This is a genomic window from Pseudomonas sp. ATCC PTA-122608 (genome assembly GCF_001952855.1).
Classification (GTDB): domain Bacteria; phylum Pseudomonadota; class Gammaproteobacteria; order Pseudomonadales; family Pseudomonadaceae; genus Aquipseudomonas.
Window position 1 is genome coordinate 271,552 of sequence record NZ_LPNO01000013.1, and the last position, 16,085, is coordinate 287,636.

16 protein-coding genes are annotated in these 16,085 nt (G+C 58.2%); 9 read left to right on the forward strand and 7 right to left on the reverse strand.

The annotated features are described in order from the left end of the window. Window positions 1–50 precede the first annotated feature (50 nt). Both AU074_RS14025 and AU074_RS14030 read left to right on the forward strand, forming a co-directional pair. Window positions 51–956: a DUF808 domain-containing protein gene (locus tag AU074_RS14025; RefSeq protein WP_076015214.1), complete on the forward strand. Its 906-nt coding sequence runs from the start codon at window positions 51–53 to the stop codon at window positions 954–956. A 34-nt stretch (window positions 957–990) separates the two neighbouring features. Beyond that, window positions 991–1,974, forward strand: a complete 984-nt coding sequence (locus AU074_RS14030) for a GlxA family transcriptional regulator (RefSeq protein ID WP_076015215.1) — start codon at window positions 991–993, stop codon at window positions 1,972–1,974. Between the two features lie 71 nt (window positions 1,975–2,045). Here AU074_RS14030 and AU074_RS14035 read toward each other — a convergent pair whose 3' ends face one another. From AU074_RS14035 to AU074_RS14050, 4 genes are all read right to left on the reverse strand, one after another. Beyond that, on the reverse strand, window positions 2,046–2,507 hold the full coding sequence (locus tag AU074_RS14035) for a hypothetical protein (protein ID WP_076015216.1): 462 nt from the start codon (window positions 2,505–2,507) through the stop codon (window positions 2,046–2,048). Beyond that, window positions 2,504–3,820: an AAA family ATPase gene (locus AU074_RS14040; RefSeq protein WP_076015217.1), complete on the reverse strand. Its 1,317-nt coding sequence runs from the start codon at window positions 3,818–3,820 to the stop codon at window positions 2,504–2,506. The genes AU074_RS14035 and AU074_RS14040 overlap by 4 nt, the downstream gene beginning before the upstream one ends. Before the next feature lie 180 nt (window positions 3,821–4,000). Next, on the reverse strand, window positions 4,001–4,789 hold the full coding sequence (locus AU074_RS14045; RefSeq protein WP_076015218.1) for a VacJ family lipoprotein: 789 nt from the start codon (window positions 4,787–4,789) through the stop codon (window positions 4,001–4,003). Then, window positions 4,782–6,080 (reverse strand): serine protein kinase PrkA, encoded by a 1,299-nt coding sequence (locus AU074_RS14050; RefSeq protein WP_010166231.1) that lies wholly within the window; start codon window positions 6,078–6,080, stop codon window positions 4,782–4,784. The genes AU074_RS14045 and AU074_RS14050 overlap by 8 nt, the downstream gene beginning before the upstream one ends. 236 nt (window positions 6,081–6,316) lie before the next feature. Between AU074_RS14050 and AU074_RS14055 the strand changes: the two genes are divergently transcribed. Beyond that, a complete protein-coding gene (locus tag AU074_RS14055; RefSeq protein WP_076015219.1) occupies window positions 6,317–6,685 on the forward strand; it encodes a hypothetical protein in 369 nt (122 codons plus the stop codon). Window positions 6,686–6,810: 125 nt separating this feature from the next. Here AU074_RS14055 and AU074_RS14060 read toward each other — a convergent pair whose 3' ends face one another. After that, a complete protein-coding gene (locus AU074_RS14060) occupies window positions 6,811–8,364 on the reverse strand; it encodes a glycosyl hydrolase family 17 protein (protein WP_076015346.1) in 1,554 nt (517 codons plus the stop codon). Window positions 8,365–8,694: 330 nt separating this feature from the next. Here AU074_RS14060 and AU074_RS14065 point away from each other — a divergent pair, with 330 nt between their 5' ends. Then, window positions 8,695–9,546 carry a glycine betaine ABC transporter substrate-binding protein gene (locus tag AU074_RS14065; RefSeq protein WP_076015220.1) on the forward strand — a complete coding sequence of 284 codons (852 nt, stop codon included), beginning with the start codon at window positions 8,695–8,697 and terminating at the stop codon, window positions 9,544–9,546. Here the strand turns inward: AU074_RS14065 and AU074_RS33295 are convergent. Continuing rightward, entirely contained in the window at window positions 9,539–9,799 is a 261-nt protein-coding gene (locus AU074_RS33295) for a hypothetical protein (RefSeq protein WP_143503581.1), read from the reverse strand. The genes AU074_RS14065 and AU074_RS33295 overlap by 8 nt on opposite strands. Between AU074_RS33295 and AU074_RS14070 the strand changes: the two genes are divergently transcribed. After that, window positions 9,786–10,097: a DUF485 domain-containing protein gene (locus tag AU074_RS14070; RefSeq protein ID WP_076015221.1), complete on the forward strand. Its 312-nt coding sequence runs from the start codon at window positions 9,786–9,788 to the stop codon at window positions 10,095–10,097. The two genes, AU074_RS33295 and AU074_RS14070, sit on opposite strands and share 14 nt — an antisense overlap. Then, window positions 10,094–11,752: a cation acetate symporter gene (locus AU074_RS14075; protein ID WP_076015222.1), complete on the forward strand. Its 1,659-nt coding sequence runs from the start codon at window positions 10,094–10,096 to the stop codon at window positions 11,750–11,752. Before AU074_RS14070 ends, AU074_RS14075 begins: the two co-directional genes overlap by 4 nt. A 162-nt stretch (window positions 11,753–11,914) precedes the next feature. Here the strand turns inward: AU074_RS14075 and gltA are convergent, their stop codons facing one another. Beyond that, window positions 11,915–13,204, reverse strand: coding sequence for a citrate synthase (gene gltA / locus AU074_RS14080; RefSeq protein ID WP_003210575.1), 1,290 nt, complete (start codon window positions 13,202–13,204; stop codon window positions 11,915–11,917). A gap of 363 nt (window positions 13,205–13,567) precedes the next feature. On the opposite strand from gltA, the gene sdhC reads away from it, so the two are divergent. Genes sdhC through sdhA form a run of 3 tightly spaced genes read left to right on the forward strand, consistent with a single transcriptional unit; the run spans window position 13,568 to window position 16,083 of the window. Continuing rightward, window positions 13,568–13,942, forward strand: a complete 375-nt coding sequence (gene sdhC / locus AU074_RS14085) for a succinate dehydrogenase, cytochrome b556 subunit (protein WP_008433998.1) — start codon at window positions 13,568–13,570, stop codon at window positions 13,940–13,942. Beyond that, window positions 13,936–14,304, forward strand: a complete 369-nt coding sequence (gene sdhD / locus AU074_RS14090) for a succinate dehydrogenase, hydrophobic membrane anchor protein (protein ID WP_003210573.1) — start codon at window positions 13,936–13,938, stop codon at window positions 14,302–14,304. Before sdhC ends, sdhD begins: the two co-directional genes overlap by 7 nt. Before the next feature lie 3 nt (window positions 14,305–14,307). Then, a complete protein-coding gene (gene sdhA / locus AU074_RS14095; RefSeq protein WP_076015223.1) occupies window positions 14,308–16,083 on the forward strand; it encodes a succinate dehydrogenase flavoprotein subunit in 1,776 nt (591 codons plus the stop codon). Window positions 16,084–16,085: the final 2 nt, after the last annotated feature.

Here is a 16,085-nt window from a genome sequence, read left to right on the forward strand (position 1 = left end):
GTGTGCGCCGCGTTATTCTCGGCGCACTTTGAATCACGGGAGCCCGAGCCATGGCAGGAAGCAGTTTGCTGGTATTGATCGACGACATCGCCGCAGTGCTCGACGATGTGGCGTTGATGACCAAAATGGCCGCGAAGAAAACCGCCGGCGTGTTGGGCGATGACCTGGCGCTGAATGCCCAGCAAGTCTCCGGGGTGCGCGCCGAGCGAGAAATCCCGGTGGTGTGGGCGGTGGCCAAGGGCTCGTTCGTCAACAAGCTGATCCTGGTACCCGCCGCCTTGCTGATCAGCGCGTTTGCACCGTGGGCGGTCACGCCGTTGTTGATGCTGGGCGGTGCTTACCTGTGTTTTGAGGGCTTCGAAAAGCTCGCGCATACCTTTTTGCACCAGCGCACCGAAGAGCAGGCACACTTGGTGGAAGCCGTGGCGGACCCGGCCACTGACCTGGTGGCCTTCGAGAAGGACAAGATCAAGGGCGCGATCCGTACCGACTTCATCCTCTCTGCCGAAATCATCGCCATCACCCTCGGCACCGTGGCCGATGCGCCGCTGATGCAGCAAGTGATCGTGCTGTCGGGCATCGCCATCGTCATGACCATCGGCGTCTACGGCCTGGTGGCCGGCATCGTCAAACTCGATGACCTGGGCCTGTGGTTGACCCAAAAGCCAGGCCAGGCAGCGCGCAGCATTGGCGCGGCGATTTTGCGGGCGGCGCCCTACATGATGAAAAGCCTGTCGGTGATCGGCACGGCGGCGATGTTCATGGTCGGCGGCGGCATCCTGACCCATGGTGTGCCGGTGGTGCATCACTGGATCGAGACGGTGAGCCAGAGTACTGGCGGCCTGGCGTGGTTGATGCCGACGTTGCTCAATGCCGTGGCAGGGATCATTGCCGGGGCCGTGGTGTTGGCGGTGGTCAGCGTGGTGGGTAACCTTTGGAAGCGGGTGAGGGCGTAGGCACTTGATCGAGCGGCGGCAATTCAGCGGGGGCATGAAAGGCAAGAACCTCCGTTATCTGAATGAAAATCCCGGCGAGACCCGTCAAACGGTGCGTGCGGGATTTGTGTTGCTCGAACATTTCTCGCTGCCGGCGTTCACCCAGGCGCTGGATACGCTGATCACCGCGAACCTGCTGCGGCCTGCGTCGTTTTCTACCTCGACCTTCGGCTTGCAGGAAGGCGAGGTGACCAGCGACCTGGGGCTGGTGATCCGGCCTGATGCGCGGCTTGAGTCTTCGGTGCTTAAAGAGCTGGACCTGCTGGTGATTTGCGGTGGTTACCGCACCGAACTGAAGGCCTCCGACGAATTCATCCATCTGCTGAAAAGCGCTGCGGAGCAGGGTGTGCACCTCGCCGGCTTGTGGAATGGCGCGTGGTTCCTCGGGCGTGCGGGTTTGCTGAGCGGCTATCGATGCGCCGTGCACCCGGAACATCGCCCGGCCCTGGCCGATTTCTGCAAGGCGACGCAGGTCAGCAGCGAGCCGTATGTGATTGATCGCGACCGGCTGACGGCTTCAAGCCCTTCCGGTGCGTTTCATATGGCGCTGGACTGGATCAAGGGGCTGTACGGCAAAGCGCTGGTCGAGGGGATCGAGGACATCCTGGCGTTTGAGGAGTCGCGCTACCGGCGGGTGAAACCGACCGAGAACGTCTGCTTGAGCGCGCCGTTGCGCGAGGTGGTCAACCTGATGGATGCCAATCTCGAAGAGCCCCTGGAGCTTGAACAACTGGCGGTGTATGCCGGCCGTTCCCGGCGCCAGTTGGAGCGTTTGTTCAAGGAGCAGCTTGGCACCACGCCCCAGCGTTATTACCTGGAACTGCGCATCACCGAGGCCCGCCGGCTGCTGCAACATACCGAGCTGTCCCAGGTCGACGTGCTGGTGGCCTGCGGGTTTGTCTCGCCGAGCCATTTCAGCAAGTGCTACAGCGCGTACTTTGGCTACAGGCCGTCCAAGGAAAAGCGGTTGGTCAAATAGATGGCGAAAAAAAGGCCATACAATTGAATGGCCTACGTGGCTCGATCACGAGCTGTATTGTATGTCCCCATCTAGAGCTCAGGTGCTCGGTCAAACGCGCTGAGATGTGCATCAAGAGACCAGATGTAAACCCGCTGTCCGCGATGGAGCGAGCAAAGTCGATTCCAGTCATGAATGATAGAAAGGTCTCCAAGTCCACTGCCAGTGGCCGCATGCTGAGGAAACTCAGCCAGCCAGACGGCCATTTCTTTGGCAGTCAGAAAGCTGATCGGTTTGAAGGGAGACCCACCCGCCAGAGCTGCGTTTACTTGCTCAACAAATCTCTGTGCGCAAGCACGTCGCTCTCGTCCATCGCCGTTCTGTCCGATGTGATTGCCTGTTTCCAATATTGTCGCCATTGGAAGAAACAAGGTTTCCCTAAGACGCAGGCGCTCCCCAAGCTGTTCCAGGATGGCTTCATGCTGTAACGCTTTGGTTGGGATATTCAGGATTTCGAGGAAAATGGACGTGTCGAGAAGGCAGACGGCTGTCATTTCTGCACTCCTGAAGTGCTTGCCTTCAGTTGCTCAAACCAGTCCATCGTGTTTGCTTCGCGCTCCTCCTTCGTTGTTTTGTCTTTCAGGAAACGGTCCAGAACACGTCTGGTCATCAATTGTCCCAACGGGCCTTGGGCGACGAGTTCCGGGTAGCGTTCGAGGTCGCCCAACCGTATAAGACGGCTGTCACCTTCATCGGGATCGCGATAACAAGCCACGACGTCCGCTAAAGCACTGTCAGGTAATGCATCCAGGAGTGCCGGGTTATGTGAGGTAAGCAACACTCGCAATTTTCGTTCAGAAGCGATGGTTTCCAGTTGGCGTACGAGGGTTTCAGCCCGGCTGGGATGAACGCCGTTGTCGATTTCTTCGATGATAACCAGAGAGCCGATTGGCGCTGTCAGCAGTGTCGCGCCGATTGCCAGCACGCGTAGCGTTCCATCGGAGAGAAGAGGGGCATCTACATTTCGGCTCGTTTGGCCGAAGGTTTCGACCAGGCGTACCATCACATCATTACGATCAGTTTTAATAAATTGAATGTCGGTTATGTCTTGTTCAGGCAGTGACTTTATGAACCCCAGCAGCTTTCTTTTCTCGTCTGATGTTTGGGAAAGGCTATACAGAACAGCAGAGAGATTGCTGCCGTCTTCTTTTATCTGATCATCTTTTAAATACGCGTAATCACGCATGAGCGCTGGACTAGGATCAAGAAATACAACGTTGCGCAACGTTTCACGTACAGCCCGTGTCACGAGAGGAATAACCCGCTGCGACTCCACATGACTGGCTTCAAACCTTCCCGGTGTTTCGATTTGATAGAAAATGGCTTGCCGGTTTGAGCAGGGAATGTGTGGTTTATTTTTTCCGCGTTTGAAGTTGTTATAGGCCACACTGATTTCGTCAGTGTGGGAAGTTGATACACCGTCAACTTGATACAGAGGAACGTTCTGAGTTGGGTTGTCGACTCTTTCTCCCGTGACTACCAATTGGTCGGCGATAAGTCCGATTGATATATCAAAGTCACACCAGCCTTCCTTGGCTTCACCAAAGTGCGCGCCCAAACTGAAGCTCTTTTGGATGTTGCGGAACAGGTCATTTGCTTGACCGCGAACAACAGCATCACCGCTTTGGATCGAACGCGTAATGTCATCTAGGCGGCTGCCCTTGGCTAGCCAGTTGAGAAGGCGAATAGCTTCAAGCACGTTACTTTTACCGGAGGCATTGGCTCCGATCAAAAAAGTCAGGGCTGCCAGTGGCAGCGTGGCACTCTCATAACTCTTAAAATTTTTTAGATCGATGGACATCAACATGTTCGAACCTCGTTGATTGGCGGAGGGGGTTCGCTGGTCCGCAGCCTACAGTTTTGAGGGCGCCCCCGCCACTGCGAGAGCACAGCGTGTATTGACCTTCCGCAGGCTTCATTGATGGATAACAAATGGTAAAAAAGGCCATTCGATCACTCGAATAGCCTTCTTTTTACGTGTTCAAGGTTACTCGGCGATCTGCAACTTGCGCGCCTCGGTGTACACGTAGCGCACCTTTTCATACTCGAACGGCGAGTTCATCTGGCCGTAGCGGAAGCTGGTCTGGTAGCGCTTGTCGACAGCGCGCAGGGCCCAGATTTCCGGGTGGTTTTCGCTGACCTTGGACACGTTCAGGAAGTTGATCTCGGTCTCGGCGCCGTAGTCCACCAGCAGGCCGGTGGTATCGCGCAGGTTCGACGGACCAAACAGCGGCAGCACCAGGTAGGCACCGCCCGGTACCCCGTAGAAGCCCAACGTCTGGCCGAAGTCTTCGCTCTGGCGCGGCAGGCCCATGGCGGTGGCCGGGTCCCACAGACCGGCGATGCCGATGGTGGTGTTGAGCAGCAGGCGGCCGGTGGTTTCCAGGGAACGATGGCCCTTGAGTTGCAGCAGGCTGTTCAACAGGTTGGGCACATCCCCCAGGTTGTTGAAGAAGTTGCTGACGCCGGTGCGCAGGAAACTTGGGGTGACGTAGCGGTAACCGTCCACCACCGGCAGGAACACCCACTGGTCGAAGCGGTAGTTGAAGTGGTACACCCGGCGGTTCCACGACTCCAGCGGGTCGTAGACATTCAGGGCGTTGACCGACGAGCGCTCGAACTCACGCTGGTCCAGGCCAGGGTTGAACTTGAGATGGCTCAGTGGCTCCTTGAAGCCATCGGAGTCGATTACGGTCGGCGTGTGAGCCTTGCTGTTGTCGGCATTGGCCACGCCCGCGCACATCAGGGCGGCGAGCAGCAGAAGATATTTAGCCACGGAAGAACTCCAGCATGGCGTCGGCGTTGACGCGGTAATTGAGGTTGCCGCAATGGCCGCCCAGGGGGTAGACGGTCAAGCGATCGCCGAAGGTTTTACGCAGGAAGCCAAGGTCGCCCGGGCCCAGGATCACGTCGTCGGCGTTGTGCATGACGGCGATTTTCGGGCTGTCGTGCAGGTAGTCCTTGAGGGCATACAGGCTGACCTGGTCAACCAGTTGCAACAGGCTGCCGCCGTCGGAACGGGCACGCCACATCGGGATCACCTGTTCGGTGAGGTAGCAGTCGAAGTCGCACTGCAGCGCACGCTTGAGGAATGGGGTGAGGCTGGTGCCTTCGCTGATCGGGTACTTGGGCGGGATGATCAGGCCGCGGCGGTTGATCAGGTCCGAGGTGAAGGCAATGTCGGCCGCCGAGAAGCGGAACGAGGTGCCGATCAGCATCGCCATCTGTTCGTTGGTCAGGTGTTCCTTGGAGTTCTGGAAGTCGTAGAGCAGGGCATCGTTCAGGTCGATGTAGCCCTTTTGCTGGAAGTAGCGAGTCAGTTTGTTCAACACCAGTTCATAGAAAGTGGTGCTGTTGTTGATGCCTTTGACCTCGGTCTGCACCAGCTTGTCGAGGTTGGTGATCGAAGTATAGAGGTTGACCGGCGGGTTCAGCAGCAGGACTTTCTTGAAGTTGAAGCTGCGACGGGTTTCGTCCAGTTTGCTGACAAAGGCTGCGTCGAGGGCGCCGAGGCTATAGCCGGTGAGGTAGAAGTCGGTCACGGGCAGCGTCGGGTTTTGCGCGCGTACCGCCTGCATCACACGGTACATGTCTTCGGCGTCTTCCTGGCTGATGCCGGGGGTGGCGAAGCGCGAGGCGGCGGCGATGAAGTCGAAGCTGGTGGGGGACGACAGTTGGACGACGTGGTAACCGGCCTTGTAGTACAGCTTTTTCAGGTATTCGTTGATGGTGCTGTCAAAGCGTGCGCCGGTGCCGGCGATCAGGAAGATCAGCGGTGCGGCACGGTCTTGCTTGGCGATGCGGTAGGTGAGTTTCTTCACCGCCCAGAAGTTGTCGGGCAGGCTGAACTCGCGCTCGGGGCGCATCGTCAGGGTGTAGTCGGACTGATTGATTTCATCGTCGGACGGCAGTTCCGGCCGCAGGTTCGGCGGGGTGGTCGCGATGGTTGCTTCAAACGGGTTGGTCAAAGGGTAGCCATAGCTGGCTTGGTCGATATCGACCGCCAGTGCTGACGCACTCAGAAAAAGGCTGCCCAAGAGGGCCGCACAGCGCAAGGAACGGAGCATGACTAAATCCCTAAGAGGAAAATGTGCTGAATTGGAGTTCGCAGGCTATGACCACCGCGTTGCTGCCGAAGTGCCAGCCTTCGGCACTAAAAGTCGGAAAAAACGTCGGAATCGGGGTAATAGTAGCGAGACGATACACTTTGGCAGGCACTATTGAATACTTATCTGTTTCCAAGCCTTGCCAACGGCTGCCGGGGGATTAAGCTGGGCGCCGTTTTCGTCTATCGGAGTGCCCCATGTCCCGCCGTTTTCCGCTGATCCTGTTGCTTATTGCCCTGCCGCTTTGGCTGGCCGCCAGTTATGGCGCGCGTTATGGATTCATGGAGGATGGCCGTTGGGTTGGCATTTGTGCTGACGAAGCCAGCCGCTGGGAATGCCAGGTGCGTTCCAACCTGGGGTTGATGATTCACTTCAAGGTGCTGGGCTGGGCGGCGTTGGTCACGTCGGTGCTGGCGTTTTTTGTGCCGGGCCGGGCCGGGTGGGGGTTGGCGGTGTTGGCGCTGGTGTTCGGCTTTCCGGCATTGGCGTTGTACAACACGACTTTTGCGGTGTTTGCGGTGGTGATTGCGGGGTTGCGGTTGGTCAGGGCGCCTCGGGCAGCCTGACAGACGTCCAACCCTGTAGGAGCGAGCTTGCTCGCGAAAGGCTTCAATACAACACGGGGTCTCAGGTTTCCCGCGTTATCGTTGGCGACCTTCGCGAGCAAGCTCGCTCCTACAAGTAACAGGTGTCAGGTTTTGCGCACTCGCAGGCACCGCCACAACGCGGCCACCATCAACCCGCTCACCACCGCCCAACTCCACGCCTGCTGGTTCATCACCCCTTCACGGTACAGCTGCGGCGCAATGCCGGCACCGATGATGAACGCCAGCAATGCAATCTCCCGACGCAGCCCGCTCACCGGACGCACCAGGTACACCAGCGCCGGCAGCACCAGCGCGGCACTCGGGAAGCTGCGATAACGCGGGTCAAACACCAGCGCCAGCATCATGACCGCACCGGCGAACCCGGCGATTGCCACCAGCCAGCCAGCGCGTTGCTCGATCCAGTTGAAGGCGCGTTCACGCCAACCTTCACGTGCACTCAACGCCAGGGCGGCGTGAGCCAGTACCGCAAGGTTCAAGGCCACCAGCAATCCAGCCCACACCCACTCATCGGCGAAGCGCGCTGTGACCCGGTTCAATTCGGCCCAGGTGCCGATCGAGCAGGCAGCGACGGCACCGAGCAACGGCAACAACAACGCAGCACGAGTGGTGCGCACGCGGCCGCCAAGCAGCAGCGTACCCAGCAGGATAATCCCGCCAACCCCCAGCCAAACCGGCCAGTACGGCACATTGGTCACCGGCCCTGCCAGCACGCCTTTGTCCTGGCGATCCGCATCGAACAGACCCCAGTAACCACCCACAGCACCTTCGCTGGCGCGTTTCCACGGCTGGTCAAACGCTTCGATCAAGTTGTAGTGCCAGCCATTGGCTTCAGCCATGGCCACGAACCCACGCATGAACTTGGCTTCGTTGACCCGGCTCGGCACTGCGGTTTCCCGCTGGCGGCCTTCGCTCGGCCAGCCGGTCTCGCCGATCATTACATCCTTGGGCGCGAACTTGTTGCCGAAGGTCTGGCGAACATCGCCCACATGCTTGAGCGCCTGGTCGATGCCCGACGGGTCATCTTCCCAGTAAGGCAGCAAGTGAATGGTCAGGAAATCCACCGCCGGGGCGATTTCCGGGTGTTGCAACCAGAACTCCCACACGTCGGCATAGGTGACCGGCTGCTTGATCTGGCTTTTGACCTGGTGGATCAACTTGACCAACTGCGCGGCGGTAACTTCCTTGCGCAGCAGGGTTTCGTTACCCACGATCACCGACGTGATGACGTCGGGGTTGGCGTTGGCCGAAGCGATCAGCGCATCGACTTCTTTCGCCGTCGCCACCGGATCACTGCTGACCCACGCGCCGCTCATCAGCTTCAGGCCGTGTTTGCGCGCCAGTTCGGGCAAGGCTTCAAGGCCGGTCTGGGAGTAGGTGCGGATGCATTCAAAACGGGTGGACAGCAACGCGAGGTCGGCGTCCATGCGCTCGGGGCGCAGTTTGAACGGCTGGTCGAACGGCGATTGGTCTTTGTCGAAGGGCGTGTAGGACGCGCATTGCAGCTTGTGGCTGGCGCTCGCCACGTCCGGCAGCACCACCGGTTGGCCAAGGCCGTACCAATAGCCGCCGAGGGCCAGCACACCGAGGATCAGGGCAAATAAATAAGGCAGGAGCGGGAAACGTGCAGTCGCGGGCATGATCAGGCCGTCTGGGGGCAAAGGCGCGCATCTTACCCGGATTTGTGCCCTCCCAGTGGGTTAGCATAATTTTGACATGCAAAGTTCGGGCGGGATCGTCGGTGAATATCCTACAAATCGTCCTGCTGGCGATGTGATGTCGTTTCTTGCTCACCTGAGGTCGTAGTCAGAGCAGGTCGCTTGTGGCAGCAGGTTGATTATCGAAGTGTCAGCCCTCCACTGATGAGGCACCCACGTGATCGATGCGCGTGAAGGGGGCGCGGTGCACCACATAACAACAGGTTGACGTCGCTCGGCATCCGTCGGGCGCAGCACTTTCGGGGAAGCACTATGAAGATGCGACGACTCTTGGGCGCAGCTGCCACGCTGGTAGTTGCGATGAGCTCCACACTGGCCAGCGCCGACAGCAAAACCCTGAGCATCGGCTATGTGGATGGCTGGTCGGACAGTGTCGCCACCACCCACGTGGCGGCAGAAGTGATCAAGCAGAAGCTCGGTTATGACGTGAAACTGCAAGCGGTCGCCACCGGGATCATGTGGCAAGGCGTGGCCACCGGCAAACTCGACGCCATGCTCTCCGCCTGGCTGCCGGTGACCCACGGCGAATACTGGACCAAGAACAAGGACAAGGTGGTCGACTACGGCCCCAACTTCAAGGACGCCAAGATCGGCCTGATCGTGCCTGAGTACGTGAAAGCCAAATCCATCGAAGACCTCAAGACCGACACCACCTTCAAGAACAAGATCGTCGGTATCGACGCCGGTTCAGGCGTGATGCTCAAGACCGACGAAGCGATCAAGGCCTATGGCCTGGACTACAAGCTGCAAGCCAGTTCGGGCGCGGCGATGATCGCCGAGCTGACCCGTGCCGAAGACAAACAGGAATCCATTGCGGTCACCGGTTGGGTGCCACACTGGATGTTCGCCAAGTGGAAACTGCGTTTCCTGGACGACCCAAAAGGAATTTATGGTGCTGCTGAAACCGTCAACAGCATCGGCAGCAAAGGCCTGGAAAAGAAAGCCCCGGAAGTCGTGGCGTTTCTGAAGAAATTCCAGTGGGCCTCCAAGGATGAAATCGGCGAAGTGATGTTGGCGATCCAAGAGGGCGCCAAGCCTGAAGCGGCGGCCAAGGATTGGGTGGCCAAGCACCCTGAGCGTGTCGCCGAGTGGACCGCTAAGTAATACCCAAAACGGTAGGAGCGAGCTTGCTCGCGAAGAAGGCAAGGGCACCGCGATCATCCAGAATGAACGCGTTATCGTTGACGTTTTTCGCGAGCAAGCTCGCTCCTGCAATTGTTTCTGCACACCCGTAAACCCTCGCTACACTCCTTCTACTACTAAGGTCGTCTGGAACCTGTTCCTCAGCCGCATACAGTGGATATGTTCCAATAATAAAAAGCTGTGCTGCGAGGATAAAAACAATGAACGACAGCATTTACCTCTCGATTCAAAACAGCCCGCGTTTCAAGGAGCTGGTTAGTAAAAGGGAAAGATTCGCCTGGATTCTCTCGGCAATCATGCTTGGGCTGTACTCCGCTTTCATTCTTCTGATTGCCTATGGGCCACAAATACTGGGGGCCAAGATCAGCCCCGGTTCGTCCATCACGTGGGGGATCCCTATCGGGGTCGGGCTGATTGTGTCGGCCTTCATCCTCACTGGCATCTATGTACGACGCGCCAACGGCGAATTCGACGACCTGAACAATGCGATTCTCAAGGAGGCTGCGCAATGATCCGTCGTCTATTGGCTGTACTCGGCGCCTCGGCCTTTGCACCTGCCGTTTGGGCGGCAGATGCATTGACCGGCGAAGTGCATAAACAACCGCTGAATATCGCAGCGATCCTGATGTTCGTGGCCTTTGTTGGCGCGACCTTGTGCATCACCTACTGGGCGTCCAAGCGCAACAAGTCGGCGGCTGACTACTATGCGGCCGGCGGCAAGATCACCGGGTTCCAGAACGGTTTGGCGATTGCCGGTGACTACATGTCGGCGGCGTCCTTCCTGGGGATTTCCGCGCTGGTGTTCACCTCCGGCTACGACGGCCTGATCTACTCGATCGGCTTCCTGGTGGGCTGGCCGATCATTCTGTTCCTGATCGCCGAGCGCCTGCGTAACCTGGGTAAATACACCTTTGCCGACGTGGCGTCCTACCGCCTCGGGCAAACCCAGATCCGCAGCCTGTCGGCGTGCGGTTCGCTGGTGGTGGTGGCGTTCTACCTGATCGCGCAGATGGTCGGCGCGGGCAAGCTGATCCAGCTGTTGTTCGGCCTTGATTACCACGTTGCGGTAATCCTGGTGGGCATCCTGATGTGCCTCTATGTGTTGTTCGGCGGCATGCTGGCGACCACCTGGGTACAGATCATCAAGGCAGTGCTGCTGCTGTCCGGTGCCTCGTTCATGGCACTGATGGTGATGAAACACGTCAACTTCGACTTCAACATGCTGTTTGCCGAGGCGATCAAGGTTCACCCTAAAGGTGAAGCGATCATGAGCCCGGGCGGCCTGGTGAAAGACCCGATTTCGGCGTTCTCCCTCGGCCTGGCACTGATGTTTGGTACCGCTGGCCTGCCGCACATCCTGATGCGCTTCTTCACCGTGAGTGACGCGAAGGAAGCTCGCAAGAGCGTGCTGTATGCCACTGGCTTCATCGGCTACTTCTATATCCTGACCTTTATCATCGGCTTTGGCGCGATCCTGCTGGTCAGCACCAACCCGGCGTTCAAGGATGCTGCAGGTGCCTTGCTCGGCGGTAACAACATGGCGGCGGTGCATCTGGCCAACGCGGTGGGCGGCAGTATTTTCCTGGGCTTCATCTCGGCCGTGGCGTTTGCCACCATCCTGGCAGTGGTTGCCGGTTTGACCCTGGCGGGTGCTTCGGCGGTGTCCCATGACCTGTACGCCAGCGTGATCAAGAAAGGTAAGGCCAACGAGAAGGATGAGATTCGCGTATCGAAGATCACCACCATCGCCCTGGCAGTGCTGGCGATTGGCTTGGGTATCCTGTTTGAGAGCCAGAACATCGCGTTCATGGTGGGCCTGGCGTTCTCCATTGCGGCGAGCTGTAACTTCCCGGTGCTGCTGCTTTCCATGTACTGGAAAAATCTCACCACCCGCGGTGCAATGATTGGTGGCTGGTTGGGCTTGGTCAGTGCCGTTGGCCTGATGATCCTCGGCCCGACCATCTGGGTCTCGATCCTGCACCATGAGAAGGCGATTTTCCCTTACGAGTACCCGGCGCTGTTCTCGATGATCATTGCGTTCGTCGGTATCTGGTTCTTCTCCATCACCGACAAATCGGCGGCGGCAGAGAAGGAACGTGCGTTGTACTTCCCGCAGTTTGTGCGTTCGCAGACGGGTCTTGGGGCGAGTGGGGCGGTTTCTCACTAAGGGTTGTATCGAGATAGCTATATAAGTTGCACTGACAAAAATGCCCCGGTCGAGAGACCGGGGCATTTTTTATGGGGAGAGCGGTGCATGGGGCACAAACAAATACGGCCTCCATAAGGAGGCCGTATTCGGTGCAGCTAAGCGGTTATCGCAAGACAATGCTTATTTGCGGTCTTCCAGCTTGGTGATGTCACGCGACTCGTAGCCGGTGTACAGCTGGCGCGGGCGGCCAATCTTGTACGGGCTGGAGAGCATTTCTTTCCAGTGGGAGATCCAGCCCACGGTCCGCGCCAGGGCGAAGATCACGGTGAACATGCTGGTTGGAATGCCGATCGCCTTGAGGATGATCCCCGAGTAGAAGTCGACGTTCGGGTACAGCGAGCGCTCGATGAAGTACGGGTCGGTCAGGGCGATCTCTTCCAGGCGCATGGCCAGTTCGAGTTGCGGATCGTTCTTGATCCCCAGTTCCTTCAGCACTTCGTCGCAGGTCTTCTTCATTACGGTGGCGCGCGGGTCGCGGTTCTTGTAGACCCGGTGACCGAAGCCCATCAACTTGAACGGATCGTTCTTGTCCTTGGCCTTGGCGATGAACTTGTCGATGTTCGAGACATCGCCGATTTCATCGAGCATGGTCAATACGGCTTCGTTCGCACCGCCGTGGGCAGGGCCCCACAGTGCGGCGATGCCGGCGGCGATACAGGCGAACGGGTTGGCACCCGAAGAGCCCGCCAGGCGCACGGTAGACGTCGAGGCGTTCTGTTCGTGGTCGGCGTGCAGGATAAAGATCTTGTCCATCGCGGCGGCCAGCACCGGGCTGATCGGTTTGATCTCGCACGGGGTGTTGAACATCATGTGCAGGAAGTTTTCCGCGTACGTCAGGTCGTTGCGCGGGTACATCATGGGTTGGCCCATGGAGTACTTGTAAACCATTGCGGCCAGGGTAGGCATCTTGGCAACCAGGCGGATCGCGGAGATTTCGCGATGCTGCGGGTTATTGATGTCCAGGGAGTCGTGATAGAAGGCCGACAGGGCGCCGACTACGCCGCACATGACGGCCATCGGGTGGGCGTCGCGACGGAAGCCGTTGAAGAAGGTCTTCAACTGCTCGTGAACCATGGTGTGGTTCTTCACGGTGCTGACAAACTGGGCCTTTTGCTCAGCTGTTGGCAATTCGCCATTAAGCAGCAGGTAGCAGGTTTCCAGGTAGTCCGACTGTTCAGCAAGCTGTTCGATCGGGTAACCGCGGTGCAGCAAGATACCGTTATCACCGTCGATATAGGTGATCTTCGACTCGCAAGAGGCGGTCGACATGAAGCCTGGGTCGAATGTAAAACGGCCCGTGGCCGTCAGGCCCCGTACGTCGATAACATCGGGACCAACGGTGCCGGTTAAAATGGGCAGCTCGACGGGGGCTGCGCCCTCGATGATCAACTGCGCTTTTTTGTCAGCCATGTGGCCTCCTATTTATGCTTCAAATCATCAGACAGACCCCCCACGCAGGGCCCGCACCACTATAGTGAGATAAATTCAGATGTCAATTTGCCTAAAGTCTTGCTCCAGAAGGCTTTAACCGTACTTTTTCCTCGAAATTACCTGCCGTTTACGCCTTTTATGCCGCCAGCGCAATGCGCTATTAGGGTGAGGAGTGCGCGTTGTCATTAGTTGCCTAACTGTCTATACTCGGCCTCCGACCGCCAGGGGCTTTTGGGCCCGTTTTGATGGGGGTCGCACTCCCTGGGTGGTGGTTACCTGACCAGTGCACTCCCCAACAACTTTGCCCTGATTGTTAGGGGCTCTTCAGTGTGAAAAAAAGCCGTGAATAGCCAACGACCTGTAAACCTAGACCTAAGGACCATCAAACTCCCCATCACCGGCGTAACGTCATTCCTGCACCGTGTATCCGGCATCATCCTGTTTCTTGGCCTGGGCATCATGCTTTATGCATTGAGCAAATCCCTGGGTTCGGAAGAAGGGTACGCCGAGGTGAAGGCATGCTTGACCAGTCCGCTGGCCAAATTCGTCGCCTGGGGCCTCCTGTCCGCTCTGCTTTATCACCTTGTGGCCGGTATTCGCCACTTGATCATGGACATGGGTATCGGTGAGACGCTGGAAGGCGGCAAGCTGGGCTCGAAAATCGTCATCGCCATTTCCGTGGTGCTGATCGTTCTGGCGGGAGTTTGGATATGGTAACCAGCGTTACGAACCTGTCGCGTTCGGGCCTCTATGACTGGATGGCGCAACGTGTGTCTGCGGTTGTTCTCGCGGCTTATTTCATCTTCCTGATCGGGTACCTCGCGGCGAACCCTGGCATTGGCTACGCCCAATGGCACGGCCTGTTCGCTCACAACGGGATGCGCATCTTCAGTCTGCTGGCCCTTGTAGCCCTGGGCGCTCACGCCTGGGTTGGCATGTGGACCATCGCGACCGACTACCTGACGCCAATGGCGCTGGGCAAGTCCGCGACAGCAGTACGGTTTCTCTTCCAGGCAGTATGCGGCGTTGCGATGTTCGCTTACTTCGTCTGGGGTGTGCAGATTCTTTGGGGTATCTGATTCATGGCTAACACAGTTAATACGCTTTCATTCGACGCCATCATCATTGGCGGCGGCGGTGCCGGCATGCGCGCTGCGCTGCAACTGGCCCAGGGCGGTCACAAGACTGCCGTGATCACCAAGGTGTTCCCGACCCGTTCCCACACCGTTTCGGCCCAGGGTGGCATCACTTGCGCCATCGCCTCCGCCGATCCAAACGATGACTGGCGCTGGCACATGTACGATACCGTCAAGGGTTCCGACTATATCGGTGACCAGGACGCTATCGAATACATGTGCTCCGTCGGCCCGGAAGCGGTCTTCGAGCTGGAACACATGGGTCTGCCGTTCTCCCGTACCGAACAGGGTCGCATCTACCAGCGTCCGTTCGGCGGTCAGTCCAAAGACTTCGGTAAGGGTGGCCAGGCCGCTCGTACCTGCGCCGCAGCCGACCGTACCGGTCACGCGCTGTTGCACACCCTGTACCAGGCCAACCTGAAGGCCGGCACCGTATTCCTCAACGAATACTACGGCGTCGACCTGGTGAAGAACGAAGACGGTGCCTTTGTAGGCATGATCGTTATCTGCATCGAAACCGGCGAAACCTCTTACGTGCGGGCTAACGCCACCGTATTGGCCACCGGCGGTGCAGGTCGTATCTACTCTTCTACTACCAACGCCCTGATCAACACCGGTGACGGTATCGGCATGGCCCTGCGTGCAGGCGTCCCGGTACAAGACATCGAAATGTGGCAGTTCCACCCGACCGGCATCGCCGGCGCCGGTGTACTGGTTACAGAAGGTTGCCGTGGTGAAGGTGGTTACCTGATCAACAAGAACGGCGAGCGTTTCATGGAGCGTTATGCTCCGAACGCCAAAGACCTTGCCGGTCGTGACGTTGTAGCCCGTTCCATGGTTAAAGAGATCATCGCCGGTAACGGCTGTGGTCCTGATGGCGACCACGTAATGCTGAAACTCGATCACCTCGGTGAAGAAGTTCTGCACAGTCGTCTGCCAGGCATCATGGAGCTGTCCAAGACCTTTGCCCACGTTGACCCGGCTGTTGCGCCGATCCCGGTTGTTCCAACTTGCCACTATATGATGGGCGGCGTTGCCACCAACATTCATGGCCAGGCGATCACCCAGGACGCCGACGGCGTTGACCAGATCATCCCTGGTCTGTTCGCGGTAGGTGAAGTGGCTTGCGTATCGGTTCACGGTGCCAACCGTCTGGGCGGCAACTCGTTGCTCGACCTGGTGGTATTCGGTCGCGCCGCCGGCCTGTTCCTGGAGCAGACCCTGAAGGAAGGCGTTGATTACGCTCGTCCACGCCAGTCCGACATCGACGCTGCCCTGGCGCGTCTGGATGGCTTGAACTCGCGTACCGACGGCGAAGACGTTGCTTCCCTGCGCAAAGAGCTGCAAAGCTGCATGCAGAACTACTTCGGTGTGTTCCGTACCGGCGAATACATGCAGAAAGGTATTGCCCAGTTGGCTGACCTGCGTAAGCGCATCGCCAACGTCAAGATCAACGATAAGAGCCAGGCGTTCAACACCGCTCGTATCGAAGCCCTTGAGCTGCAAAACCTGCTGGAAGTGGCTGAAGCAACTGCCATCGCTGCAGAAGTTCGCAAAGAGTCCCGCGGCGCTCACGCCCGTGAAGACTTCGAAGAACGCGACGACGTTAACTGGCTGTGCCACACCCTGTACTTCCCGGGTGACAAGCGCGTAGCTAAGCGTGCCGTGAACTTCTCGCCAAAAACAGTCCCTACGTTTGAACCAATGATTCGGACTTATTAAGG